Source organism: Streptomyces mayonensis (genome assembly GCF_018982965.1).
GTDB lineage: Bacteria > Actinomycetota > Actinomycetes > Streptomycetales > Streptomycetaceae > Streptomyces > Streptomyces mayonensis.
This window is the reverse complement of sequence record NZ_JACBYP010000128.1, coordinates 1-23092: the sequence shown is the minus strand read 5'-3', so window position 1 is coordinate 23092 and position 23092 is coordinate 1. Positions and strand designations below refer to the sequence as shown.

General features: G+C 71.9%; 23 protein-coding genes. 16 read left to right on the top strand and 7 right to left on the bottom strand.

The genetic code is table 11. The annotated features are described in order from the left end of the window. Positions 1 to 44: 44 nt before the first annotated feature. The 3 genes from HZS56_RS32150 (at position 45) to HZS56_RS32145 (ending at position 1229) form a co-directional block, all read left to right on the top strand. Positions 45 to 254: an acyl-CoA carboxylase subunit epsilon gene (locus HZS56_RS32150; protein WP_216724341.1), complete on the top strand. Its 210-nt coding sequence runs from the start codon at positions 45 to 47 to the stop codon at positions 252 to 254. Positions 255 to 438: 184 nt separating this feature from the next. After that, the gene (gene mmpB, locus HZS56_RS38840; RefSeq protein ID WP_301543109.1) at positions 439 to 567 is read left to right on the top strand and encodes a morphogenic membrane protein MmpB; all 129 of its coding nucleotides are present in this window, start codon (positions 439 to 441) and stop codon (positions 565 to 567) included. Between the two features lie 38 nt (positions 568 to 605). Then, positions 606 to 1229: a nucleoside triphosphate pyrophosphatase gene (locus HZS56_RS32145; protein WP_216724340.1), complete on the top strand. Its 624-nt coding sequence runs from the start codon at positions 606 to 608 to the stop codon at positions 1227 to 1229. On the opposite strand, the gene HZS56_RS32140 is transcribed toward HZS56_RS32145, so the two are convergent. Further along, positions 1198 to 1680, bottom strand: coding sequence for a hypothetical protein (locus HZS56_RS32140; RefSeq protein ID WP_216724339.1), 483 nt, complete (start codon positions 1678 to 1680; stop codon positions 1198 to 1200). The two genes, HZS56_RS32145 and HZS56_RS32140, sit on opposite strands and share 32 nt — an antisense overlap. Before the next feature lie 425 nt (positions 1681 to 2105). On the opposite strand from HZS56_RS32140, the gene HZS56_RS32135 reads away from it, so the two are divergent. Further along, positions 2106 to 3878 (top strand): acetyl/propionyl/methylcrotonyl-CoA carboxylase subunit alpha, encoded by a 1773-nt coding sequence (locus HZS56_RS32135; RefSeq protein WP_216724338.1) that lies wholly within the window; start codon positions 2106 to 2108, stop codon positions 3876 to 3878. Positions 3879 to 4035: 157 nt separating this feature from the next. Here the strand turns inward: HZS56_RS32135 and HZS56_RS32130 are convergent, their stop codons facing one another. Together HZS56_RS32130 and HZS56_RS32125 are read right to left on the bottom strand one after the other, a co-directional pair. Then, positions 4036 to 5049 (bottom strand): DeoR/GlpR family DNA-binding transcription regulator, encoded by a 1014-nt coding sequence (locus HZS56_RS32130; protein ID WP_216724337.1) that lies wholly within the window; start codon positions 5047 to 5049, stop codon positions 4036 to 4038. A gap of 182 nt (positions 5050 to 5231) precedes the next feature. Next, the gene (locus HZS56_RS32125) at positions 5232 to 6680 is read right to left on the bottom strand and encodes an NAD(P)H-quinone dehydrogenase (RefSeq protein WP_216724336.1); all 1449 of its coding nucleotides are present in this window, start codon (positions 6678 to 6680) and stop codon (positions 5232 to 5234) included. An 84-nt stretch (positions 6681 to 6764) separates the two neighbouring features. Here HZS56_RS32125 and HZS56_RS32120 point away from each other — a divergent pair, with 84 nt between their 5' ends. The 3 genes from HZS56_RS32120 (at position 6765) to HZS56_RS32110 (ending at position 10278) form a co-directional block, all read left to right on the top strand. Beyond that, entirely contained in the window at positions 6765 to 7202 is a 438-nt protein-coding gene (locus HZS56_RS32120) for a gamma-glutamylcyclotransferase family protein (protein WP_216724335.1), read from the top strand. 79 nt (positions 7203 to 7281) lie between these two features. Then, positions 7282 to 8106, top strand: coding sequence for a purine-nucleoside phosphorylase (locus HZS56_RS32115; RefSeq protein ID WP_216724334.1), 825 nt, complete (start codon positions 7282 to 7284; stop codon positions 8104 to 8106). Positions 8107 to 8631: 525 nt separating this feature from the next. Further along, on the top strand, positions 8632 to 10278 hold the full coding sequence (locus HZS56_RS32110) for a phospho-sugar mutase (RefSeq protein ID WP_216724333.1): 1647 nt from the start codon (positions 8632 to 8634) through the stop codon (positions 10276 to 10278). 93 nt (positions 10279 to 10371) lie between these two features. Here HZS56_RS32110 and HZS56_RS32105 read toward each other — a convergent pair whose 3' ends face one another. Next, positions 10372 to 11028: a PH domain-containing protein gene (locus HZS56_RS32105; RefSeq protein ID WP_216724332.1), complete on the bottom strand. Its 657-nt coding sequence runs from the start codon at positions 11026 to 11028 to the stop codon at positions 10372 to 10374. A 139-nt stretch (positions 11029 to 11167) separates the two neighbouring features. Here HZS56_RS32105 and deoC point away from each other — a divergent pair, with 139 nt between their 5' ends. Genes deoC through HZS56_RS32090 form a run of 3 tightly spaced genes read left to right on the top strand, consistent with a single transcriptional unit; the run spans position 11168 to position 14524 of the window. Continuing rightward, positions 11168 to 12193 (top strand): deoxyribose-phosphate aldolase, encoded by a 1026-nt coding sequence (gene deoC, locus HZS56_RS32100; protein WP_216724331.1) that lies wholly within the window; start codon positions 11168 to 11170, stop codon positions 12191 to 12193. A gap of 5 nt (positions 12194 to 12198) precedes the next feature. Then, positions 12199 to 13635: an aldehyde dehydrogenase family protein gene (locus HZS56_RS32095; protein WP_216724330.1), complete on the top strand. Its 1437-nt coding sequence runs from the start codon at positions 12199 to 12201 to the stop codon at positions 13633 to 13635. After that, positions 13628 to 14524, top strand: a complete 897-nt coding sequence (locus HZS56_RS32090) for an aldehyde dehydrogenase family protein (protein ID WP_216724329.1) — start codon at positions 13628 to 13630, stop codon at positions 14522 to 14524. Before HZS56_RS32095 ends, HZS56_RS32090 begins: the two co-directional genes overlap by 8 nt. Positions 14525 to 14684: 160 nt before the next feature. Here the strand turns inward: HZS56_RS32090 and HZS56_RS32085 are convergent, their stop codons facing one another. Then, positions 14685 to 16736, bottom strand: a complete 2052-nt coding sequence (locus HZS56_RS32085; RefSeq protein WP_216724328.1) for a bifunctional serine/threonine-protein kinase/glutamate ABC transporter substrate-binding protein — start codon at positions 16734 to 16736, stop codon at positions 14685 to 14687. A gap of 173 nt (positions 16737 to 16909) precedes the next feature. Here HZS56_RS32085 and HZS56_RS32080 point away from each other — a divergent pair, with 173 nt between their 5' ends. Further along, positions 16910 to 17164 carry a type II toxin-antitoxin system Phd/YefM family antitoxin gene (locus tag HZS56_RS32080; RefSeq protein ID WP_216724327.1) on the top strand — a complete coding sequence of 85 codons (255 nt, stop codon included), beginning with the start codon at positions 16910 to 16912 and terminating at the stop codon, positions 17162 to 17164. Beyond that, positions 17161 to 17412 (top strand): type II toxin-antitoxin system RelE family toxin, encoded by a 252-nt coding sequence (locus tag HZS56_RS32075; protein WP_216724326.1) that lies wholly within the window; start codon positions 17161 to 17163, stop codon positions 17410 to 17412. The genes HZS56_RS32080 and HZS56_RS32075 overlap by 4 nt, the downstream gene beginning before the upstream one ends. Positions 17413 to 17482: 70 nt before the next feature. Here HZS56_RS32075 and HZS56_RS32070 read toward each other — a convergent pair whose 3' ends face one another. After that, the gene (locus HZS56_RS32070; protein ID WP_216724325.1) at positions 17483 to 17890 is read right to left on the bottom strand and encodes a hypothetical protein; all 408 of its coding nucleotides are present in this window, start codon (positions 17888 to 17890) and stop codon (positions 17483 to 17485) included. Positions 17891 to 18079: 189 nt separating this feature from the next. Here HZS56_RS32070 and HZS56_RS32065 point away from each other — a divergent pair, with 189 nt between their 5' ends. Beyond that, positions 18080 to 18700, top strand: a complete 621-nt coding sequence (locus HZS56_RS32065; RefSeq protein WP_216724342.1) for a nucleoside/nucleotide kinase family protein — start codon at positions 18080 to 18082, stop codon at positions 18698 to 18700. Positions 18701 to 18925: 225 nt separating this feature from the next. Here HZS56_RS32065 and HZS56_RS32060 read toward each other — a convergent pair whose 3' ends face one another. Beyond that, positions 18926 to 19714 (bottom strand): SigE family RNA polymerase sigma factor, encoded by a 789-nt coding sequence (locus tag HZS56_RS32060; protein WP_216724324.1) that lies wholly within the window; start codon positions 19712 to 19714, stop codon positions 18926 to 18928. 218 nt (positions 19715 to 19932) lie between these two features. On the opposite strand from HZS56_RS32060, the gene afsQ1 reads away from it, so the two are divergent. The 3 genes from afsQ1 to HZS56_RS32045 are packed head-to-tail and all read left to right on the top strand — an operon-like array spanning position 19933 to position 22894. Continuing rightward, entirely contained in the window at positions 19933 to 20610 is a 678-nt protein-coding gene (gene afsQ1 / locus HZS56_RS32055; protein WP_003974066.1) for a two-component system response regulator AfsQ1, read from the top strand. Next, complete coding sequence (locus tag HZS56_RS32050; RefSeq protein ID WP_216724323.1) at positions 20607 to 22274, top strand: ATP-binding protein; 1668 nt, start codon at positions 20607 to 20609, stop codon at positions 22272 to 22274. Before afsQ1 ends, HZS56_RS32050 begins: the two co-directional genes overlap by 4 nt. Continuing rightward, the gene (locus tag HZS56_RS32045; RefSeq protein WP_216724322.1) at positions 22274 to 22894 is read left to right on the top strand and encodes a hypothetical protein; all 621 of its coding nucleotides are present in this window, start codon (positions 22274 to 22276) and stop codon (positions 22892 to 22894) included. The genes HZS56_RS32050 and HZS56_RS32045 overlap by 1 nt, the downstream gene beginning before the upstream one ends. Positions 22895 to 23092: the final 198 nt, after the last annotated feature.

Here is a 23092-nt window from a genome sequence, read left to right as displayed (position 1 = left end):
CCCCTGATCCCCTGATCCCGTGATCCCCACCGGAAGGAGCCGCTGTGACGATCAAGGTCGTCCGGGGCAACCCCACCCCGGAGGAACTGGCTGCCGCCCTGACCGTGGTCAAGGCCCGCGCCACGACGACGGACGCCGAACCGGCCACCGCCCCACCCGCCCCGGACGCCTGGTCCGACCCGTCCCGCCTGGCGTCCCGCCGCCTCCCCCACCCGGGCCCGACGGCCTGGGGCCGCACCTACTGGCCCGGGTGAGGCGCTCGGGGATCAGGGGCGCGGCGCGGCGCCGACGTACGACTGTGGCGACGTACGACGCTGCCGATGTACGACTGTGCGATGCGCGGGCTCCGTCGCGCGGGCGCACGTGGAACGAACCCCGCGTCCCGAATGAGTACCCGTACTCAAGCGCCGCTCCACCGCCCACCCGCACGCTGGTGACATGCTGTGGTCGGACCCCGAGAACCAGCCGCCCAAGGAACTGCGCGACATGCAGGACATGCTGCGGCGGCTCAGTCTCTTCCTGGCGCTGGCCATGGTGTTCGCGATGATCGTGATCGGCCTGCACTGAGGAACCGGTGGGCCCGGCACCGCCGATATCCTGATCGCATGACCGCTCAGCAGCCCCGCCGCCGACTCGTCCTCGCCTCCCAGTCACCGGCCCGGCTCGGCCTGCTCCGCCAGGCCGGACTCGCACCCGAGGTGCTCGTGAGCGGCGTCGACGAGGAGGCCGTCACCGCGCCCACCCCCGCCGAGCTGGCGCTCGCCCTGGCGGAGGCCAAGGCGTCCGTCGTGGCCGCGAAGCCGGAGGTGCACGGCGCGCTGGTGATCGGCTGCGACTCGGTGCTCGACCTGGACGGCCGGGCGCTGGGCAAGCCGGCGGATGCCGAGGAGGCCACCGCCCGCTGGAAGGCGATGCGCGGCCGGGCGGGCACGCTGCAGACCGGCCACTGCGTCTGGGACACCGCGTCCGGCCGCCACGTCTCGGCGACCGCCTCCACCGTCGTCCGCTTCGGCGAGCCCACCGACGAGGAGATCGCGGCCTACGTGGCCTCGGGCGAACCGCTGTACGTCGCCGGGGCGTTCACGCTGGACGGCCGTTCGGCCCCGTTCGTCGACGGCATCGACGGCGACCACGGAAACGTGGTCGGCCTCAGCCTGCCCCTGCTGCGGCGGCTGCTCGCCGAGCTGGGGACCGGCATCACGGAGCTGTGGGCGCCGGCGGAGGGCTGACCGGGGAGCCGCCGCCCTTGCCGTCCTCGGGCGTGCGCTGTCCGGCGGCGGGCTCGTCCTGGGCGTCGTACGTCATCAGCAGCAGCACGATCAGGCCCAGTACGACGATCATGAAGATGAAGGCGCCGGGCCCCACCAGCCCCCAGGAGAAGGCGCCGAGCAGCCCGTGCACCACCGCGGCGCTGATCAGCAGGATCCGGCCGAGCCCCGCGGGCGCGCGGTCGCGGAGCGCGACGAGCAGGGCGACCAGGGCACACAGCGCGAAGTAGAGCCCGAAGACGATGCCGCCGATCTTCGAGGACACGGACATCATGTGCGGGTCGAGCCCGGCCAGGGACATGTCCTGACGGTCGACGACGATCCCCAGGAACCAGTTCAGCGCCGCGACGCCGACCGCCTCCAGGAAGAGCACGACGGCCACGGCCCACGCCACCGGCCTGCGTACGGACACAGGTACCCACCCACTTCCGACCGCTGCCGCGCGGGACAGCTGTTACCCCAGGTACGCCCGACCGTCGCACGACCATCCCTCAAGGAGGCCCTCCGGGCCATGCGTTTTCTTCAGCCAGAGGAACGTTACTAACGGGTAAACCGCGCGACAAGGGGTCTGCGGCGGGCAAAGATTCATTGGGCCATTCGTAGGGACTCCACAAAGAAACGGAGTGGCCCGCAGCACCCTTTCACAGAGACCTTGCCCACATCGGGGAGCTAGGGTTTCTTCCAGGAGTCCTGCGTACCGCGGCACGACAAGGGTTTTCGCGGGTTGAGCGAGCCTCGATTCACTCTCCGTGTGGGCAAGCTCACCATTGGGGACGGGTCGTAGGGCCGTGTCGGCAGTCCCTAAACTCGGCTTGTTTCAAGGAGGGAGCCTCAATCGTGCGCAAGGTGCTCATCGCCAACCGTGGCGAAATCGCTGTCCGCGTGGCCCGGGCCTGCCGGGACGCCGGGATCGCGAGCGTGGCCGTCTACGCGGACCCGGACCGGGACGCCCTGCACGTCCGCGCCGCCGATGAAGCGTTCGCCCTGGGTGGTGACACCCCGGCGACGAGTTATCTGGACATCGGGAAGGTCCTGAAGGCCGCGCGCGAGTCGGGCGCTGACGCCGTCCACCCGGGCTACGGGTTCCTCTCCGAGAACGCGGAGTTCGCACAGGCGGTCCTGGACGCGGACCTGATCTGGATCGGCCCGCCCCCGCACGCCATCCGCGACCTCGGCGACAAGGTCGCCGCCCGCCACATCGCCCAGCGCGCCGGCGCACCCCTGGTCGCCGGCACCCCCGACCCGGTCTCCGGTGCGGACGAGGTCGTGGCCTTCGCCGAGCAGCACGGCCTGCCCATCGCGATCAAGGCCGCGTTCGGTGGCGGCGGCCGCGGCCTCAAGGTCGCCCGCACCCTCGAAGAGGTCCCCGAGCTGTACGACTCCGCGGTCCGCGAGGCGGTGGCCGCGTTCGGCCGCGGGGAGTGCTTCGTCGAGCGCTACCTCGACAAGCCCCGGCACGTGGAGACCCAGTGCCTGGCCGACCAGCACGGCAACGTGGTGGTCGTCTCCACCCGTGACTGCTCCCTGCAGCGCCGCCACCAGAAGCTGGTCGAGGAGGCCCCGGCGCCGTTCCTCTCGGACGCCCAGCTGGAGGAGCTGTACTCGTCCTCCAAGGCGATCCTGAAGGAGGCCGGCTACGTCGGCGCCGGCACCGTGGAGTTCCTGGTCGGCATGGACGGCACGATCTCCTTCCTGGAGGTCAACACCCGCCTGCAGGTCGAGCACCCGGTGACCGAGGAGGTCGCCGGCATCGACCTGGTCCGGGAGATGTTCCGCATCGCCGACGGCGGAGAGCTGGACTACGACGACCCGGCGCTGCGCGGTCACTCCTTCGAGTTCCGCATCAACGGCGAGGACCCCGGCCGCAACTTCCTGCCCGCCCCCGGCACCGTCACCACCTTCGCCCCGCCCGCCGGCCCCGGTGTCCGCCTCGACGCGGGCGTCGAGTCCGGCAGCGTCATCGGCCCGGCGTGGGACTCGCTGCTGGCCAAGCTGATCGTCACCGGCCGCACCCGCAAGGAGGCGCTGGAGCGTGCCGCCCGCGCCCTGGAGGAGTTCCAGGTCGAGGGCATGGCCACGGCCATCCCCTTCCACCGCGCGGTCGTCCGCGACCCCGCCTTCGCCCCCGAACTCACCGGTTCCACCGACCCGTTCACGGTCCACACCCGCTGGATCGAGACGGAGTTCGTCAACGAGATCAAGCCCTTCACCGCCCCGGCGGACGGCGAGACCGACGACGACGGCAGCCGCGAGACGGTCGTCGTCGAGGTCGGCGGCAAGCGGCTGGAAGTCTCCCTGCCCTCGTCCCTCGGCATGTCCCTGGCCCGCACCGGCCTGGCGGCCGGCGCCAAGCCCAAGCGCCGGGCGGCGAAGAAGTCCGGCCCCGCGGTCTCCGGCGACACCCTCGCCTCCCCGATGCAGGGCACGATCGTCAAGCTCGCCGTCGAGGAGGGCCAGGAGGTCCAGGAGGGCGACCTGATCGTGGTCCTGGAGGCCATGAAGATGGAGCAGCCGATCAACGCCCACAAGTCCGGCACCGTCAAGGGCCTCGGCGCCGAGATCGGAGCGTCCATCACCTCGGGCGCCGCGATCTGCGAGATCAAGGACTGAGCGCACCGCACAGCCCACCGGGGGCGCCCGGCAGGACCGCACCGACGGTCCCGCCGGGCGCCCCCGTCGTGGTACGGGGGGACGCGACGAGGACCGTATGACGGCCGTGGACCCGCTGAAAGAACGAGCCCGATGTCCAGCGGCTTCCAGCGGCTGTCTAACGACGGCGCATGTCGGCGACGCGCGCCCGCTCCGTACCGCCCGGCTGCTCACCCAGGGAGGCCGCGGACCTCAGCCCCGCAGCGGCGCCCGGAACCTGACGGCGCGGCCCCGGAAGCGGCACGTCCCGGCGCTGTTGACGCGCCGGACCGCCCTCTCCTCCCGAAGCACCCGAGACCCCTGGTCCGCCCGGCCCCCCTGGTCCGCCCTGTGCGTTCGTCGCACCCCCCGACGCCCCGGCCACGGCGACCTCCACCCCCTGGTCGGCCAGGGCCTGGAGCTCGGTGGCGGCGCGGTCGTCGTGGGCCGGAGCCTCGTCGGTGACCAGGCGGGTGATGACGTCGGTGGGCACGGTCTGGAACATGGTGTCCGTGCCCAGCTTGGAGTGGTCGGCGAGGACGACCACTTCGGCGGCGGCCTGCACCAGGGCGCGGTCGACGGACGCCGAGAGCATGTTGGAGGTGGACAGCCCACGCTCGGCCGTCAGCCCGCTCCCGGACAGGAAGGCCTTGGAGACCCGCAGCCCCTGCAGGGACTGCTCGGCGCCCGACCCGACCAGGGCGTAGTTGGACCCCCTGAGGGTGCCACCGGTCATCACGACCTCGACCCGGTTGGCGTGGGCCAGGGCCTGGGCCACCAGCAGCGAGTTGGTGACGACGGTCAGCCCGGGCACCCGCGCGAGCCGGCGCGCCAGCTCCTGCGTGGTGGTGCCCGCCCCGACCACGATGGCCTCGCCCTCTTCGACGAGGCTCGCGGCGAGGTCGGCGATGGCCGTCTTCTCGGCGGTCGCGAGATGGGACTTCTGCGGGAAGCCGGACTCTCGCGTGAACCCGCCCGGCAGTACCGCACCGCCGTGCCGGCGGTCGAGGAGTCCTTCTGCCTCCAGTGCGCGCACGTCCCGCCGTACGGTCACTTCGGAGGTCTGGACGACGCGGGCGAGCTCACGGAGCGACACGGCCCCGTTCGCTCGCACCATTTCGAGGATCAATTGGCGACGTTCTGCAGCGAACACGAAACTGACAGTAACCCCAACGACCGTCTGCTTTCAGCAGTATGCGCCGAATAACAGAAGTTGTTCGCAGGCCAGCAGTGGAAGTGGTATACGGGTCCAGTTCCCCCGCCTATGCCTCCCGCATGCCCCGCCACTCCCCGTGACCAGCGAGGAGTCATTTCCGGCCGCACCCGGCCGTGGGACTACCCCTCCCCGCCGGCCTTCCGCGTGTGCAGCTGCCGGGCCACCTCCGCGATCGACCCCGAGAGCGAGGGGTAGACGGTGAAGGCGTTGGCGATCTGCTCGACCGTCAGGTTGTTGTCGACGGCGAGCGAGATCGGGTGAATGAGCTCCGAGGCGCGCGGCGCCACCACGACGCCCCCCACCACGATCTCGGTGCCGGGCCGGCAGAAGATCTTGACGAAGCCGTCCCGGATGCCCTGCATCTTGGCGCGCGGGTTGCGCAGCAGCGGCAGCTTCACCACCCGGGCGTCGATCTTGCCGGCGTCCACGTCGGCCTGCGAGTAGCCGACGGTGGCGATCTCGGGGTCGGTGAAGACGTTGGCGGAGACGGTCTTCAGGTTCAGCGGGGTCACGGCGTCGCCGAGGAAGTGGTACATGGCGATCCGCCCCTGCATCGCCGCCACCGAGGCCAGCGCGAAGACGCCCGTCACGTCACCGGCGGCGTACACGCCGGGAGCCGAGGTCCGCGAGACCCGGTCGGTCCTGATGTGCCCGGAGTCCTTGAGCCGCACCCCGGCCTCCTCGAGCCCCATGCCCTCCGTGTTGGGAACGGCGCCGACGGCCATCAGACAGTGCGACCCGGTGATGACGCGCCCGTCGGCGAGCGTCACCTCCACCCGGTCCCCCACCCGCTTGACGGACTGGGCCCGGGAGCGCGACATGACGTTCATGCCGCGCCGCCGGAACACGTCCTCCAGCACGGCCGCCGCGTCCGGGTCCTCGCCCGGCAGCACCCGGTCCCGCGAGGACACGAGCGTGACCCGCGACCCGAGCGCCTGATAGGCACCGGCGAACTCGGCACCGGTCACACCGGACCCGACCACGATCAGCTCTTCGGGCAGTTCCTCCAGGTCGTACACCTGGGTCCAGTTCAGGATCCGCTCACCGTCGGGCCGTGCGTCCGCCAGCTCCCGCGGATGCCCACCGGTGGCGATGAGCACCGCGTCGGCGGTCAGCGTCTCCTCACTCCCGTCGGCGGCCCGCACCACGACCTTGCGGGACCCGTCGAGGCCCTGCATGCCCTCCAGCCGCCCGCGCCCGCGCACGACCCGCGCGCCGGCCCGCGTCACGGAGGCGGTGATGTCGTGCGACTGCGCCAGCGCGAGCCGCTTCACCCGCCGGTTGACCTTCCCGAGATCGACTCCGACCACCCGGGCGGCCTGCTCCATGGGAGGGGTGTCGTCGGCGACGATGATCCCCAGCTCCTCGTACGAGGAGTCGAAGGTGGTCATCACCTCGGCCGTGGCGATGAGGGTCTTGGACGGCACGCAGTCGGTCAGCACCGACGCCCCGCCCAGACCGTCGCAGTCGACGACGGTCACCTCCGCGCCGAGCTGAGCGGCCACCAGGGCCGCTTCGTATCCGCCGGGTCCGCCACCAATGATCACGATCCGAGTCACGTACTCCATTGTCCCGCACGCCTCAAAAAGAGGCCGCCCGGGGCCGCCACCGTTACCACAGCGATGCCGGCACCCCTGTCGTACTCTTCCCCCATGTCGCTCTACGCCGCGTACGCCGGCAACCTCGACGCGCGGCTGATGACCCGCCGCGCCCCGCACTCGCCGTTGCGCGCCACGGGGTGGCTGAACGGGTGGCGGCTGACCTTCGGGGGCGAGCACATGGGCTGGGAGGGCGCGCTGGCGACCCTCGTGGAGGACCCGATCTCCCAGGTCTTCGTGTCCCTCTACGACATCGCCCCGATGGACGAGGACTCCCTCGACCGCTGGGAGGGCGTGGGCCTGGACGTCTACCGCCGCACCCGCGTCCGCGTCCACACCCTCGACGGCGAGGAGCGGGCCTGGACCTACGTCCTGAACGCCTACGAGGGCGGCCTGCCCTCCGCCCGCTACCTGGGCGGGATCGCGGACGCCGCCGAGTCGGCGGGCGCTCCGCACGACTACGTCATGGAACTCCGCAAGCGCCCCTGCTGAGCCCCGGCCGCCCAACCATCACCATCCCGTGACCTCTGGGATCTACGCGCGTAGGCGTAAACCGGATACCCTCTTCGGCGTGAACGCATCTCTTCTTCCGGACGACATCCAGGGCGACCCATACGCCGCCGCCGACGCCGCCGCGGCACGCCTGCGGGAACTCACCGGCGCCGAGACCCACGACGTCGCCCTCGTGATGGGCTCCGGCTGGGCACCGGCCGTGGACGCCCTTGGCGCTCCCGAGGCCGATCTCCAGGTCACCGACCTGCCGGGCTTCCCCAAGCCCGCGGTGGAGGGGCACGGCGGCAAGGTCCGCTCGTACTCGATCGGCGACAAGCGCGCACTGGTCTTCCTGGGCCGCACCCACTACTACGAGGGCCACGGCGTGGCGGCCGTCTCCCACGGCGTCCGCACCGCCGTCGCCGCCGGCGCCAAGACGGTCATCCTGACCAACGGCTGCGGCGGCCTGCGCGAGGGCATGCGCCCCGGCCAGCCCGTCCTGATCAGCGACCACATCAACCTCACCGCCACCTCCCCCATCGTCGGCGCCAACTTCGTCGACCTCACCGACCTCTACTCCCCGCGCCTGCGCGCCCTGTGCAAGGAGGTCGACCCCACGCTGGAGGAGGGCGTCTACGCCCAGTTCCCCGGCCCGCACTACGAGACTCCGGCCGAGATTCGCATGGCCCGCGTGATCGGCGCGGACCTGGTGGGCATGTCGACGGTCCTGGAGGCGATCGCGGCCCGGGAGGCCGGCGCGGAGGTCCTGGGCATCTCCCTGGTGACGAACCTCGCCGCCGGCATGACGGGCGAGCCCCTGAACCACGAGGAGGTCCTCCAGGCGGGCCGCGACTCCGCGACCCGGATGGGGGCACTGCTGACACGGGTGCTGGGCCGGTTGTAACCCTGCCGCGGCGGCGGCCCGGGGTCGCGTCACGAGCCCGGCGCCACCTTGGCACCCGGCGTGGGTACTGGGCGGGGGTGGGTCGCGCAGCCCGGCGCTGACGGGGCGCCTCCCCCACTCTCGGCTTCGCTCGAGCGGGAGGTGCCCCCACCGCCCACCCGTGCCGCCCCAGCGGCACGACTGCCCGCAGCTGGGGCGGCACGGCGGGGCGCGGGTCAGCCGCGTACGGCGGGAAGGTTCCACGGGCCGTGGGCGGGAAGGCGCGGACGCGTACGGCGGGAAGGGACGTGTCGGGGGGTGTTCGCCCGCAGCGGTTGGCGCGTCAACACCCCACACCTCTGCGGCCGACCGATTCCGCGCCGTTCCGAGGACGGACACCCCCCGGCGCGGCCCGACCCACAACACAACCGAACGCGCTACGCGCACCCCCACCGAACCCGCACAGGCGCCGCAGGCATCCCCGCAAACCACCCACCGCACCCGCACCCGCACCCGCACCCGCACCCGCACGAGAGGCTGACCGACGTGCAAGACGCCCGAGACGACGACACCCTCCTCGCACGCGCCAAGGCATGGCTGACCGAGGACCCCGACCCGGACACCCGCGCCGAACTCGCCGCACTCCTCGACGCCGAGGACCGCGCCGAACTCACCGCACGCTTCTCCGGCACCCTCCAGTTCGGCACCGCCGGCCTCCGCGGCGAACTCGGCGCCGGCCCGATGCGCATGAACCGCGCGGTCGTCGTCCGCGCCGCCGCCGGCCTCGCCGCGTACCTCAAGAAGCAGGGCCACACCGACGGCCTCGTGGTCGTCGGCCACGACGCCCGCCACAAGTCCGCCGACTTCGCCCGCGACACCGCCGCCGTCATGACCGGCGCCGGCCTCAGGGCGGCCGTACTCCCCCGCCCCCTCCCCACCCCCGTCCTCGCCTTCGCGATCCGGCACCTCGGCGCCGTGGCCGGAGTAGAGGTCACCGCCAGCCACAACCCGCCCCGCGACAACGGCTACAAGGTGTACCTCGGCGACGGCTCCCAGATCGTGCCCCCCGCCGACGCCGAGATCGCCGCGGAGATCGAAGCCGTACGCTCCCTGCACGACGTACCCCGCCCGGAAACCGGCTGGCAGACCCTGACGGACGACGTCCTCGACGCCTACCTCACCCGCACGGACGCCGTCCTCTCCCCCGACTCCCCGCGCACCGCCCGCACCGTCTACACCGCGATGCACGGCGTCGGCAGGGACACCCTCCTCGCCGCCTTCGCACGGGCCGACTTCCCGCCCCCCGACCTCGTCACCGAGCAGGCCGACCCCGACCCGGACTTCCCGACCGTCGCCTTCCCCAACCCGGAAGAGCCCGGCGCGATGGACCTCGCCTTCGCGAAAGCCAGGGAAACCACCCCCGACCTGATCATCGCCAACGACCCGGACGCGGACCGCCTGGCCGTCGCCGTCCCGGACGGCACCGACTGGCGCATGCTCCGCGGCGACGAGGTGGGCGCCCTCCTCGCCGCCCACCTGGTCACCCGCGGAGCACACGGCACGTTCGCGGAGTCGATCGTCTCGTCCTCCCTCCTCGGCCGCATCGCGGCGAAGGCGGACCTCCCGCACGTCGAGACCCTCACCGGCTTCAAGTGGATCGCCCGCGTGGAGAACATCCGCTACGGCTACGAGGAGGCCCTCGGCTACTGCGTCGACCCGGAGGGCGTCCGCGACAAGGACGGCATCACCGCGGCCCTCCTGATCACGGAGCTGGCCTCGGCCCTGAAGGAAGCCGGCCGCACCCTCCTCGACCTCCTCGACGACCTCGCCGTCGAACACGGCCTGCACGCCACCGACCAGCTCTCGGTCCGCGTCGAGGACCTCTCCCTGATCGCGGCCGCGATGCACCGCCTGCGCGAGCAGCCCCCCGCCCGCCTCGCGGGCCTGCCCGTCACGAACGCGGAGGACCTCTCCCGGGGCACGGACACGCTCCCGCCCACGGACGGCCTGCGCTACACCCTCGACGGCGCGCGTGTCGTCGTCCGCCCCAGCGGCACGGAACCAAAGCTCAAGTGCTACCTGGAAGTGGTGGTCCCGGTCACCGCGCACACCGATCTGCCCAGGGCCCGTACGAAGGCGACAGACCTGCTGACGGCACTCAAACGCGACCTGTCGACCGCGGCAGGCATCTGACTCCCAGCACTCCCGGGGGCGTCCACCTCAGGACGCCCCCGAAACCCGCTCCCTCACCCCGCTCCCCGTTCCCGCACCCCGAAACCCGCTCCCTCACCCCGTCGCCACCAGCACCGCCAGCGCCACGGCCCCCACCACCACCGGCACGACGACCTCGTACGCCCACCGCACCGTCACCTCACCCTGCGAGGCCTCGGCGGCCTTCCGCGCCTCCAGCAGGTCCCGCAGCTCGTCCATGACCTTGTCGGTCTCCGCCCGCACCGGCCCGTCGTCCAACCCCCCGGCGGCACCGCCACCGACACCGGCACTCGCGCCCCCGGCGAGCCGCCGGTCCTCCCGCCGCGCAGCCTTCTTGCGCCCCCGCAACGAGACGGGAATGGACCACAGCTGGTACTTGTCGCCGCCCTCGGTGAAGACCTCGTTGGAGTAGGCGGACCGAAAAGACTCGACCTGCCCCCAGGGGAGCACGATCACGCGGAACGGATTGCGCACCCGCATCCGGTCCTCGTTGGCGTAGACGGCGGGCCGCACAGTGTAGGCGGCGACGAGCGGCACCAGGAACAGCAGCGCCGCGGCGGCAGCCCACGGCGTGCGCCCGTCGCCGGCGACCACGGCGTCGATGCCGAGCCACAGCGCGAGGGCGAGCACCAGCACGCCACCGGCGATGCCCGCGGGCGAGCGGTAGACCCGGTCCTTGGACACGGGTTCCGACGGCTGCGGCGAAGAGGACTGGGACTCCGGGGTCGTCATGCTGCCGATTGTGCCCGACCACCCGCCCGCCGCTCACAGGCGGTGCCGCTCCTCCAGCACGCACCGGTGGAGCGCCGTACGGAACGGACCCCGCACTGTGGACAGCCGCTACGCGCGTAGATATGCTCGCCTGGTGACCATGCCCACCACTGCACCCGCCGCACAGGATCCCGCACAGGACTCCGCCCGGGACCCCGAGACCGGCCCCGCTCACGGACTCCACGGACTTCACGCACTCGCCGACGTCACCGCGTCCGACAGCACGCTGCGCCGCTTCCTCCACGGACTGCCGGGCGTGGACACGGTCGGCCTGGAGGCGCGGGCCGCCTCCCTCGGCACCCGCTCGATCAAGACCACCGCGAAGGCGTACGCCCTCGACCTCGCCATCTCGATGGTCGACCTGACGACGCTGGAGGGCGCGGACACCCCGGGCAAGGTCCGGGCGCTCGGCGCGAAGGCGGTCCGCCCCGACCCGACCGACCGCACGGCCCCCGCGGCGGCGGCGGTCTGCGTCTACCCCGACATGGTGCCCACGGCGAAGGCCGCGGTGGCGGGCTCCGCAGTGCAGGTCGCCTCGGTCGCCACGGCGTTCCCGGCGGGCCGCGCCTCGCGCGCCGTCAAGCTGGCCGACGTGCAGGAGGCCGTGGCGGCGGGCGCGGACGAGGTCGACATGGTCATCGACCGCGGCGCGTTCCTCGCGGGGCACTACCTCAAGGTGTACGACGAGATCACCGCCGTACGCGAGGTCTGCGGCACCTCGGCCCGCCTGAAGGTCATCTTCGAGACCGGCGAGCTGTCGACGTACGACAACATCCGCCGCGCGAGCTGGCTCGGCATGCTGGCGGGCGCGGACTTCATCAAGACGTCCACCGGCAAGGTCGCGGTCAACGCCACGCCCGCGAACACGCTCCTCATGCTGGAGGCGGTCCGCGACTTCCGTGCGCAGACCGGCGTGCAGGTCGGCGTGAAGCCGGCCGGCGGCATCCGCACCGCGAAGGACGCGGTCAAGTTCCTCGTCCTGGTCAACGAGACCGCGGGCGAGGACTGGCTGGACAACCACTGGTTCCGCTTCGGCGCCTCCTCGCTCCTCAACGACCTGCTGATGCAGCGCCAGAAGCTGGCCACCGGCCGTTACTCCGGCCCCGACTACGTGACGGTGGACTGATCACCATGGCCTCTGTTTTCGAGTATGCCCCGGCACCCGAGTCCCGCTCGGTCGTCGACATCGCCCCGTCCTACGGCCTGTTCATCGACGGCGAGTTCACCGACGCCGCCGACGGCAAGGTCTTCAAGACCGTGGCGCCCGCCACCGAGGAGGTCCTCTCCGAGGTCGCCGAGGCCGGCGAGGCGGACGTCGACCGCGCGGTGAGGGCGGCCCGCAAGGCCTTCGAGAAGTGGTCGGCACTGCCCGGCACGGAGCGCGCCAAGTACCTCTTCCGCATCGCCCGCATCATCCAGGAACGCAGCCGCGAGCTCGCCGTTCTCGAGACCCTGGACAACGGCAAGCCGATCAGGGAGACCCGCGACGCGGACCTCCCGCTGGTGGCGGCGCACTTCTTCTACTACGCGGGCTGGGCCGACAAGCTCGACCACGCGGGCTTCGGCGCGAGCCCGCGGCCCCTCGGCGTGGCGGGCCAGGTCATCCCCTGGAACTTCCCGCTCCTGATGCTGGCATGGAAGATCGCCCCGGCCCTCGCGACGGGCAACACGGTGGTCCTGAAGCCCGCCGAGACCACCCCCCTCTCCGCCCTCTTCTTCGCGGACATCTGCCGCCAGGCCGGCCTCCCCGGGGGTGTCGTCAACATCGTCACCGGCGACGGCCGCGCGGGCGCCGCGCTGACCGCCCACCCCGACGTGAACAAGGTCGCCTTCACCGGCTCCACGGCGGTCGGCAAGCAGATCGCGCGCACGGTCGCGGGCACCCGCAAGAAGCTCACGCTCGAACTGGGCGGCAAGGGCGCCAACATCGTCTTCGACGACGCCCCGATCGACCAGGCCGTAGAGGGCATCGTCAACGGCATCTTCTTCAACCAGGGCCAGGTCTGCTGCGCGGGCAGCCGCCTCCTGGTCCAGGAATCGATCCACGACGAACTCCTGGACTCCCTCAAGCGCAGGCTCACCACCCTCCGCCTGGGCGACCCGCTCGACAAGAACACGGACATCGGCGCGATCAACTCGGCCGAGCAACTGGCCCGTATCACCGCCCTGGCGGACCAGGGCGAGGCGGAGGGCGCGGACCGCTGGTCCCCGTCCTGCGAACTCCCCTCCTCCGGCTACTGGTTCGCCCCGACGCTCTTCACGAACGTCACCCAGGCGCACACCGTCGCCCGCGACGAGATCTTCGGCCCGGTGCTGTCCGTCCTCACCTTCCGCACACCGGACGAGGCGGTCGCCAAGGCCAACAACACGCCGTACGGCCTGTCGGCGGGCATCTGGACGGAGAAGGGCTCGCGCATCCTGGCGGTCGCGAACAAGCTCCGCGCGGGTGTGATCTGGTCCAACACGTTCAACAAGTTCGACCCGACCTCGCCGTTCGGCGGCTACAAGGAGTCGGGCTTCGGCCGCGAGGGCGGCCGCCACGGCCTGGAGGCGTACCTCGATGTCTGACGCACGACTGTCGGTGTTCAAGACCTACAAGCTGTACGTCGGCGGGAAGTTCCCGCGTTCCGAGAGCGGCCGGGTGTACGAGGTGACCGACGCAAAGGGCAAGTGGCTGGCCAACGCCCCCCTCTCCTCCCGCAAGGACGCCCGTGACGCGGTGGTCGCCGCGCGCAAGGCGTTCGGCGGCTGGTCCGGCGCGACGGCGTACAACCGCGGGCAGATCCTCTACCGGATCGCCGAGATGCTGGAGGGCCGCCGCGACCAGTACGTGGCGGAGGTCGCCGACGCGGAGGGCCTGTCGAAGCCGAAGGCGGCGGCCCAGGTGGACGCCGCGATCGACCGCTGGGTCTGGTACGCGGGCTGGACCGACAAGATCGCCCAGGTGGTCGGCGGCGGAAACCCGGTCGCGGGCCCGTTCTTCAACCTCTCCACCCCGGAACCGACGGGCGTCGTGGCGGTCCTGGCCCCGCAGAAGTCGTCCTTCCTGGGCCTGGTCTCGGTGATCGCCCCGGTGATCGCGACGGGCAACACGGCGGTCGTCATCGCGTCGGAGAAGTCCCCCCTCCCCGCCCTCTCCCTCGGCGAGGTGCTGGCCACGTCCGACCTCCCCGGCGGCGTGGTCAACATCCTCTCGGGCCGTACGGCCGAGATCGCCGCCCCGCTCGCCGCCCACCAGGACGTCAACGCGATCGACCTGACGGGCGCCGACGAGACGCTCGCGAAGGAACTGGAGATCGCGGCGGCCGACAACCTGAAGCGCGTCCTGCGCCCACACCCTGTGGACGGCACCGACTGGTCGGCGACACCGGGCACGGACCGCATGACGGCCTTCCTGGAGACGAAGACGGTCTGGCACCCGACGGGCGCCCTGGGCGCGTCCGGCTCGTCGTACTGACCGACTCCCCGTCACTCGCCACCCGTCACCCGTCACCCGTCACTCGACACCCTCACCCGGCACGGCACCCGGCAGACGCCCGCCCCGCCGACGCCGACACCCGCCCCGCCGACAGGCCGCGGCTCCTCTCCGTCCGGAGGAGCCGCGGCCCTCTGCGCGATCAACCCGAACACGGCCTCAGCTCCGGTCTGCTCGGCGCCGTCTTCCGTCCCGTGAGCGGCGCCAGGTCCTTCATGTACATCTCCGGCCACTCCTCCCCGGCCAGGATCTCCTGAAGCCCCGAGCACACCTTGCTCTTCAGGAGCGGGTTGTCCTTCCGCACCGCCACCCCGTAGGGCTCCGTGCCCGCCCCGCTGGGCAGCAGCTTCAGATGCGCCGGATCGTTCTTGGCGTACCCGGCGAGAAGCACGTCGTCCGAGGCGACCGCGTAGACGCTCGACTTCTCGTCCAGCAGCCTGTCCACGCACTCCCGGTAGGAATCGGGCTGCCACTTCCCGGTGGCGTACCCCTCCGACTTCAGCTTCTGCGCGTACGTGGAATCCCGTGCCGTACACACCTCGACATGGTTCCGCTTCACGTCGACGGCCTCGTCGAGGTCGTACTTCGCGGAGTTCTTGCGGACGAGGAGGCTGCTGCCCGCCTTGTAGTACGGGCCGACGAAATTGATGCCGTCCTGCTTCTCACGTTCGGTCGTCATGCTGTACGAGGCGACGACCAGATCCACTTCGCCGTTCTTCAGCCTGCTCGCCCGATTTCCCGTGGTCACCGCGTAGAAGTCGACGTCGTCCCTGCCGTAGCCCAGCTTTTCGGCGAGGGCGTAGGCGATGTCGACGTCGAATCCGCTCCACACGTCGGTGTCCTTGTTGTGGAAGCTCAGTCCCGGCTGATCTTCTTTGGCGCCGATGGTCAGTCTCTTCGTCGCACTCCTCCACTGCTCCCACGCCTTCTCCGTGTCACCCCCGGCGGCTCCCTGCTCCCCCGCCGCGTCGTCCTGCCTGCCCCCCGAGTCGCCCTGCGACGCGACGAACCAGCCTCCTCCGGCGAGCAGGGCGGCGCACACCGCGGCCGCCGCCACCTTCCAGCCCTTCCGGCTCCGGAACCCGCCACGGCCTCCGCCCGTCGCCGCCGGCGGCGCCCCGGGAACGGCGGCATCGGACGAGGGGGCGGCGGGCGCCGACGCGGGCACCACCGACGCGGGCCGCGAGTCGGGCGGCGAGGCGGGCGGCGTGGGACGGGCCGTGGGCGAGTGCGCGGGAGTGGCGGCCCGGGCAGGGGTCGGCGCACCCGGCTCCTCGATGACCTCCCGGAGCATCACCTCGGCCGACGCCGCGTCCGGGCGGCGGTCCGGGTCCGTGACCAGCAGCGCCCGGACGACGGGGCCGAGGGGACCGGCGTACCGGAGGACGGGTTCGGGCGACTGCTGGATGCTGGCCTGCACCTCCCAGGCCTCCGCGCCGCCGAACGGCATACGTCCCTCGACCATCTCGTACAGGGTGACTCCCAGCGCCCACAGGTCGGAGGCGGGCGTGGGGCCGGGAGAGGCGGGGGCGAAGAGTTCGGGCGCCAGGTAGGGAGGAGTGCCGATGACGCCGCCGTGCCGGGTCACCCGGTCCGCGCCCTCGAAGGTGGCGATGCCGAAGTCCACCAGCACCACCTGGCCGCCGTCCCGCACCAGTACGTTGCCCGGCTTCACGTCGCGGTGCAGGACCGACGCCTCGTGGACGGCCCTCAGGCCCTGGGCCATCTGAAGGCCGATGTTCGCGGCCCTGGGCACGCCGAGGACCCCGTCGCGGCTCAACAGGTCGGCCAGCGACTGCCCTTCCAGCAGCTTCATCACGATCCAGACCTGGTCGGCGGTCTCGATCTGGTCGTGGACCGTCACCACGTTCTGGTGCTCGATCTTGGCGAGCGCCTCCGCCTCACGGCGCGCCCGCTGCATCGCCGCCTGCTGGGTGTCCGGCGTCATGGCCACCCGGTCGAGGAGCCCCTTCACCGCGACGTACCGGCGCAGCCGCCTGTCGTACGCCTTCCAGACCTCGCCCATCCCACCGCTGCCGACGGGTTCCAGCAGCTCGTAGCGGCCCTCGATCACGGCGTGCGGAACGGGCGGACCGTCGTGCGAGGGGGGCTCGGTCCACTCCGGCGCCGCACCCGAGCCGGGCGCCGGGGTCCCGTCGCCACCGGCCTTGTCGAGTCCGTCTTCGTCGTGCATGCGCCCCCCTGCACCCCTGGCCCGAAACGTGGATCACCACAGACTAGATGTTCCGTCCGCGGAACCAGTACGACAGACGCAAACGGCACATCGGACCGACCGGCAGCGCCGTGTACCGGACCTTCAAGCGCATTTCGCTCACCACTGGACAGTTCTTCTGCAATCCTCCGTAGATGACCGAGATCGCCATCAGTGCCGCCCGCTCCCAGCTCGGCGACCTCGTGCGCCGCGCCGCGCACGGCCGCGAGACCGTCGCGCTCACCGATCACGGGCACGTCGCCGCCCTCCTGGTGTCTCCACGGGTGGTGGAGGATCTCGAAGACGCACTGGTGGTGGCCGACTACCAGCGACGCAAGGCGGAGGGGACGCTCGGAGAAGGCATCCCCATGGCCGAGGTACGCAGGCGACTGGGGCTCGAACAGAAGTGACCCACGAGATCGCCTTCGAGCCACAGGCTCTCGACGCCGCCGCTCGGTTCCGCAAGGACGACCCGAGCGGCTTCGCCCTGCTGCTGGACACCGTCGACAAGTTGGCGGACGACCTCCGCCCCACGGGTTCGGTCCCGTACGCGTCAGCCGGCCTCCGTCGACTGCGCATCGGTGGATACCGGGTCCTCTACGCCATCGACCAGGACGTCGTTCGCATCATGACGGCGCACCCCGGCCGGACCGCCTGACCCGGAGCAAAGCGCCGCGCCCTCCCACCGACCGGGGAAGGCGCGGCCTTTCGGTTCCCGCTGCCGCCCGTCAGCGCAGCAGCCCCGCCACCTCACCCACCACCGGTACCGCGCCCAGCGACTCCGCCTGGGCCACCGGGCCCGTCAGGGCTGTGGAGGTCAGCGGCTGGAAGTCGGCGACCTTCGTGCCGACGCCGTTGTCCAGGGGGTCGACGCCGGTGCCGGCGAGCGGGTTGGGCTTGAGGTCGGCGACCGGGCCGGTGACGTAGCCGACGGTGCCGGTGACGGCCGCCAGGCCCGCCTGCGGGTCGATGTTGCCCAGCGAGGTGGGGCGGGTGTGGGCGAGGCCCGCGATGGTCTCGCCGCCCTCCACCGCGGAGGCCGTCGCCGCGCCTGCACCGAGGGCGGCCCCGGCGGTCGCGAGCAGGACCAGGGCACGCCGGGCGGTCGGGGTGCGGGGGGACGCGTGTCGGGCCATCGGTGAGCCACCTCGTGCTGGGAGTACTCGGGATACTCGGGGATTACGACGGACGGTAAACGTTCAGACGCGAAGCGTAGTTGACGTGTGACGCGCGCTGCAAAGTCGACCCGCGGGGTCGTACGGCGGCCGGAGGATGCCTCAGACTGGTGTCCCGTGAGCTCCCATCCGCCCATACCGACGCGAGTCGTGCTGCTCTGCGGCCCCTCCGGCTCCGGCAAGTCCCTCCTCGCCGCCCGCTCCGGTCTTCCGGTGCTGCGGCTCGACGACTTCTACAAGGAGGGGTCCGACCCGACGCTGCCGACCGTGCCGCAGAGCTCCGACATCGACTGGGACCACCCGGCGTCGTGGGACGCCGACGCCGCGGTCGCCGCCATCGCGGAGCTGTGCCGCACGGGACGCACCCGCGTTCCCGTCTACGACATCTCGCTGAGCGCCCGTACCGGCGAGGACGCGGTGGACATCGGGCGGACGCCGCTGTTCCTCGCGGAGGGCATCTTCGCCGCGGAACTGGTGGACCGCTGCCGGGAACTGGGCGTACTGGCCGACGCACTGTGCCTGAGCCGGGGCCCGTTGACCACCTTCCGCCGCCGCTTCCTGCGAGACCTGCGCGAGAGCCGCAAGTCCGTGCCGTTCCTGCTGCGCAGGGGCTGGCGGCTGATGCGGCAGGAGCGGTCGGTCATCGCCCGGCAGACGGCCCTGGGCGCCCACGCCTGCGACCGGGACGAGGCGATGGGCCGGCTGGCGGCCGCGGCGGCTGGACGGTGCGCGACGGCGCGTACCCCGCAGGCGCCCCGCACGGCCGCGTGACGCCACGGCCGCGCAACGCCCCCTGCACACGCAGAAGCGGGACTGGACGGACCCCCCCGGTCCTCCAGTCCCGCTCCCTTTCCACTCCCCCGTGGATCCCCCGTGATCCCCGTCCCCCGTGTTTCCCCCGTGCTCCCCCGTGGTGCTTCCCCGTGAGTAAGAGCCCGGGCCCTGTCCCCTGATACACCCCGGCTCCAACTTTTTTCACGGGCCCGCCCCCTGCCTTCAGGCGACCAGTGCGCCGAAGGCGTCCTCCCGGTCACGGCCGAAGCTGAGGACCTCGTCCTCGCGCAGCCGGCGGAGCGACCGCCAGATGCTGGACTTCACCGTGCCGACACTGATGCCGAGGACGTCCGCGATCTCCGGGTCCGTACGGCCCTCGTAGTAACGGAGGACCAGCATGGTGCGCTGGAGTTCGGGCAGCCGGGCGAGCGCCTGCCACAGGACCGTACGCAGCTCGGTGCCGCGCATCGCGTCCATGTCGCCGGGCGTCTCCGGCAGTTCCTCGGTCGGGTACTCGTTGAGCTTGCGGCGCCGCCAGGCGCTGATGTGCAGGTTGGTCATGGTCCGGCGGAGGTATCCGCCGACGGCCGCCTTGTCGCTGATCCGGTCCCACGCCCGGTAGGTCGAGAACAGTGCGCTCTGCAGCAGGTCCTCGGCCTCGAAGCGGTCACCGGTCAGGTGGTAGGCGGTTGCGTACAGAGAGGCGCGGCGCTCCTGGACGTAGGCGGTGAACTCCACCTCCGACGCCGAGCGGCGCTCCCCCTCGGCCTCCCCGTACGCGGTTCCCCCGTGCGTCTCCCCCCGGTTCCCCGTGTTCCCCGTGTTCCCGGGGTTTTTCGCATCCCCCGTGTGTGCGTCGACCACCGTCATGTACCCGGTGTGCTGACGCCCGGTGCCGCGAGCGCACCCCCGCCCGCTCACGGCACCGGACTTCTCGGAACCCCGGTGTGCGTGCACGTCGTGCAGACGCGTGACCACTGCGCTGGTGCTGGTGCCCTTCAGCGTGTTCATCTCGCGCCCCCCGTTCGTGGACTTCCGGTGTTCGGCCTTGCTTGTGACGAAAAGCTTGCCCGGGCGACTTCATGGCCGTGTCCGCCGACTGTCACAGAGCTGTCACAGGGGTCGGTCACGGGTGCGCCACCGTTCCTTCACAGGGTCCGGCGGGGTGCCCGACCCGCTTGTGCACCCACAGGTCGAACACCACCCCCTCCATGGGCCAGAATGAGCGCGTGCCTTCCCTGTTGCTGATCGAGGACGACGACGCCATCCGCACGGCCCTGGAGCTCTCCCTGACCCGCCAGGGCCACCGGGTGGCCACGGCTGCCAGCGGCGAGGACGGTCTGAAGCTGCTGCGCGAGCAGCGGCCGGACCTGATCGTGCTGGACGTGATGCTGCCCGGCATCGACGGTTTCGAGGTGTGCCGGCGCATCCGGCGCACCGACCAGCTGCCGATCATCCTGCTGACCGCGCGCAACGACGACATCGACGTGGTCGTCGGTCTCGAGTCGGGCGCCGACGACTACGTGGTCAAACCCGTTCAGGGCAGGGTGCTCGACGCCCGGATCCGGGCGGTACTGCGGCGCGGGGAGCGCGAGTCCACCGACTCGGCGAGCTTCGGCAGCCTGGTCATCGACCGTTCGGCGATGACCGTGACGAAGAACGGCGAGGACCTCCAGCTGACGCCGACCGAACTGCGCCTGCTGCTCGAACTGAGCCGGCGGCCCGGCCAGGCGCTGTCCCGGCAGCAGTTGCTGCGGCTGGTGTGGGAGCACGACTACCTCGGTGACTCCCGGCTGGTGGACGCGTGCGTGCAGCGGCTGCGCGCCAAGGTCGAGGACGTGCCGTCGTCCCCGACCCTGATCCGTACCGTGCGGGGTGTCGGCTACCGGCTGGATCCGCCTCAGTGACACAGGAACACCAGGGGGGAACACGCGGCTGGACCGCGGCTCGCAAGGGAGTCTGGTCCTGGCTGCGCTTCACCAGCCTGCGCCTCAGGCTCGTCCTCGTCTTCGGCCTGGTCGCGCTCACCGCCGCCGTGTCCGCCTCCGGCATCGCGTACTGGCTGAACCGGGAGGCGGTGCTCACCCGCACCCAGGACGCCGTGCTGCGCGACTTCGAGCAGGAGATGCAGAACCGGGCGGGCGCGCTGCCCGCCGACCCCACACAGGACGAGCTGCAGCACACCGCGGGCCAGATGGCCAACAGCAGCCAGCGGTTCGGGGTGCTGCTGGTCGCCGAGAACGCCGACGGCGAGACCGTGTACGGCAGTTCGGGCGGCCTGGGCGGATTCGCGCTGTCCGACGTGCCCCGGTCGCTGCGGACCGCGGTGACCCGGGAGCAGAAGGTCACCTCGGCCAACAAGCACGCGTACCACCTGTACTGGCAGCGGATCACCGACGACGACACCCCCTACCTGGTGGCCGGCACGAAGGTGATCGGCGGCGGGCCGACCGGCTACATGCTCAAGTCGCTTGAACCGGAGGCCAAGGACCTGAACTCGCTCGCCTGGTCGCTGGGGATCGCCACCGCGCTCGCCCTGCTCGGCTCCGCGCTGCTCGCGCAGGCCCTGGCGACGACCGTGCTGAGGCCCGTGCACCGGCTCGGGGTCGCGGCGCGGCGCCTGGGCGAGGGGAAGCTGGACACCCGGCTGCGCGTGTCCGGCACCGACGAACTGGCGGATCTGTCGCGGACGTTCAACAGCGCCGCCGAGAACCTGGAGAAGCGGGTCGCGGACATGTCCGGCCGCGAGCAGGCCTCCCGGCGCTTCGTCGCGGACATGAGCCATGAGCTGCGTACGCCGCTGACGGCGCTCACCGCGGTGACGGAGGTGCTGGAGGAGGAGCTGGAGTACGAGGGCGAGGGCGGCGAGGGCGGGAGCTTCGACCCGATGGTCGAGCCCGCCGTGCGGCTGGTGGTGAGCGAGACACGGCGGCTGAACGACCTGGTGGAGAACCTGATGGAGGTCACCCGGTTTGACGCGGGCACCGCCCGTCTCGTCCTGGACGACGTGGACGTCGCCGACCAGATCACCGCCTGCATCGACGCCCGCGCCTGGCTGGACGCCGTCGACCTGGACGCCGAGCGCGGCATCCACGCCCGCCTCGACCCTCGCCGCCTGGACGTCATCCTGGCCAACCTGATCGGCAACGCGCTCAAGCACGGCGGGTCACCGGTCAGGGTGTCGGTGGCGCGGGCGGACGACGAGATCGTCATCCGGGTGCGGGATCACGGCCCCGGCATCCCCGAGGACGTCCTGCCGCACGTCTTCGACCGCTTCTACAAGGCGAGCGCCTCCCGGCCGCGCTCCGAGGGCAGCGGCCTCGGACTGTCCATCGCCGTGGAGAACGCCCACATCCACGGCGGTGGGATCACCGCCGAGAACTCGCCCGAAGGGGGTGCGGTGTTCGTCCTGCGGCTGCCGCAGGACCCGTCGCCGCCGACGGACGACGACGCCGGGGACGGCGGGGACGGCGGGGGCAGCAGGAACGCCGGGAGCGGCGGGGGCGGCACGGACGGCGAGGGCTCCCCGGGTGACGGAAGCAGGGGCAAGGACGCGAAGGGACGGGCCTGATGACCGTACGCCGCCTGCCGGCACTTCCCGGGCTCGCGGTGCTGGCGGCGCTGACCGCGCTGCTCGCCGGGTGCGGTATCCGTCCCACGGAGGTGCCCACGGACTACGGGCCCGCGCCGTCGCGGGTGCGCTGCTCGCTCGCGGAGCCGGACGTGTCGACGCGGTCCGGGCCGGGGGTGCCGGCGCAGGTGTTCCTGCTGTGCGGCTCGTCGCTGGTGACCGTGGACCGCACGGTACGGGTGCCGGACGGCACCTCGGACTCCGGGCGGCGGGTGCTGGTGGCGCAGGGGCTGCTCGACCAGCTCGCCCGGTCGCCGTCGGCCGCCGAGAAGGAGGCCGGGTACACGACGGACGTACGGCACGGGATCACCGTGGCGGGACCGCGCGACGGTGACCCGGAGGACACGCTGCGCCTGGACACCGCGCCCGGCGACCTCACCTCGTACGCCCTCGCGCAGGTCGTCTGCACCTTCTCCGACTCGGCCGCGGCGGAGGGTGACGGCTCGGTGGTCCTGGCCGGTCCGGCCGACTCCTCCGCCCGCCGCTACACGTGCTCGGACGAGGTCCGTGCCCGCCCGGGCAGCAACGAACCGCCGTCCCGCGAGGTCAGGGGCGGCTGACGCCCGGCGGCGGCACGGATCACCGGGAACCCCGGGACCGCGCGCGGGGCACGGCACGCACGAAACCGCACACACCGCACGCACCTCCAACGGCACGCACGGAACCGCACGCCCGGAACGGCAGCGAGCACCGCGCGGAGGCCGCCCGGGGCGGGCGTGCGGTTCCGTGCGTGCCGTTGGAGGTGCGTGCGGTGTGTG

Excerpts from the sequence above, each read along its gene's own strand:
- mmpB (WP_301543109.1), top strand. The coding sequence starts at position 439 with ATGCTGTGGTCGGACCCCGAGAACCAGCCGCCCAAGGAACTGCGCGAC.
- HZS56_RS32070 (WP_216724325.1), bottom strand. The coding sequence starts at position 17,890 with ATGGCCCGACACGCGTCCCCCCGCACCCCGACCGCCCGGCGTGCCCTG.
- HZS56_RS32060 (WP_216724324.1), bottom strand. The coding sequence starts at position 19,714 with ATGAACACGCTGAAGGGCACCAGCACCAGCGCAGTGGTCACGCGTCTG.
- HZS56_RS32145 (WP_216724340.1), top strand. The coding sequence starts at position 606 with ATGACCGCTCAGCAGCCCCGCCGCCGACTCGTCCTCGCCTCCCAGTCA.
- HZS56_RS32120 (WP_216724335.1), top strand. The coding sequence starts at position 6,765 with ATGTCGCTCTACGCCGCGTACGCCGGCAACCTCGACGCGCGGCTGATG.
- HZS56_RS32045 (WP_216724322.1), top strand. The coding sequence starts at position 22,274 with ATGACCGTACGCCGCCTGCCGGCACTTCCCGGGCTCGCGGTGCTGGCG.
- HZS56_RS32105 (WP_216724332.1), bottom strand. The coding sequence starts at position 11,028 with ATGACGACCCCGGAGTCCCAGTCCTCTTCGCCGCAGCCGTCGGAACCC.
- HZS56_RS32090 (WP_216724329.1), top strand. The coding sequence starts at position 13,628 with ATGTCTGACGCACGACTGTCGGTGTTCAAGACCTACAAGCTGTACGTC.
- HZS56_RS32125 (WP_216724336.1), bottom strand. The coding sequence starts at position 6,680 with ATGGAGTACGTGACTCGGATCGTGATCATTGGTGGCGGACCCGGCGGA.
- HZS56_RS32095 (WP_216724330.1), top strand. The coding sequence starts at position 12,199 with ATGGCCTCTGTTTTCGAGTATGCCCCGGCACCCGAGTCCCGCTCGGTC.
- HZS56_RS32085 (WP_216724328.1), bottom strand. The coding sequence starts at position 16,736 with ATGCACGACGAAGACGGACTCGACAAGGCCGGTGGCGACGGGACCCCG.
- HZS56_RS32080 (WP_216724327.1), top strand. The coding sequence starts at position 16,910 with ATGACCGAGATCGCCATCAGTGCCGCCCGCTCCCAGCTCGGCGACCTC.
- deoC (WP_216724331.1), top strand. The coding sequence starts at position 11,168 with ATGCCCACCACTGCACCCGCCGCACAGGATCCCGCACAGGACTCCGCC.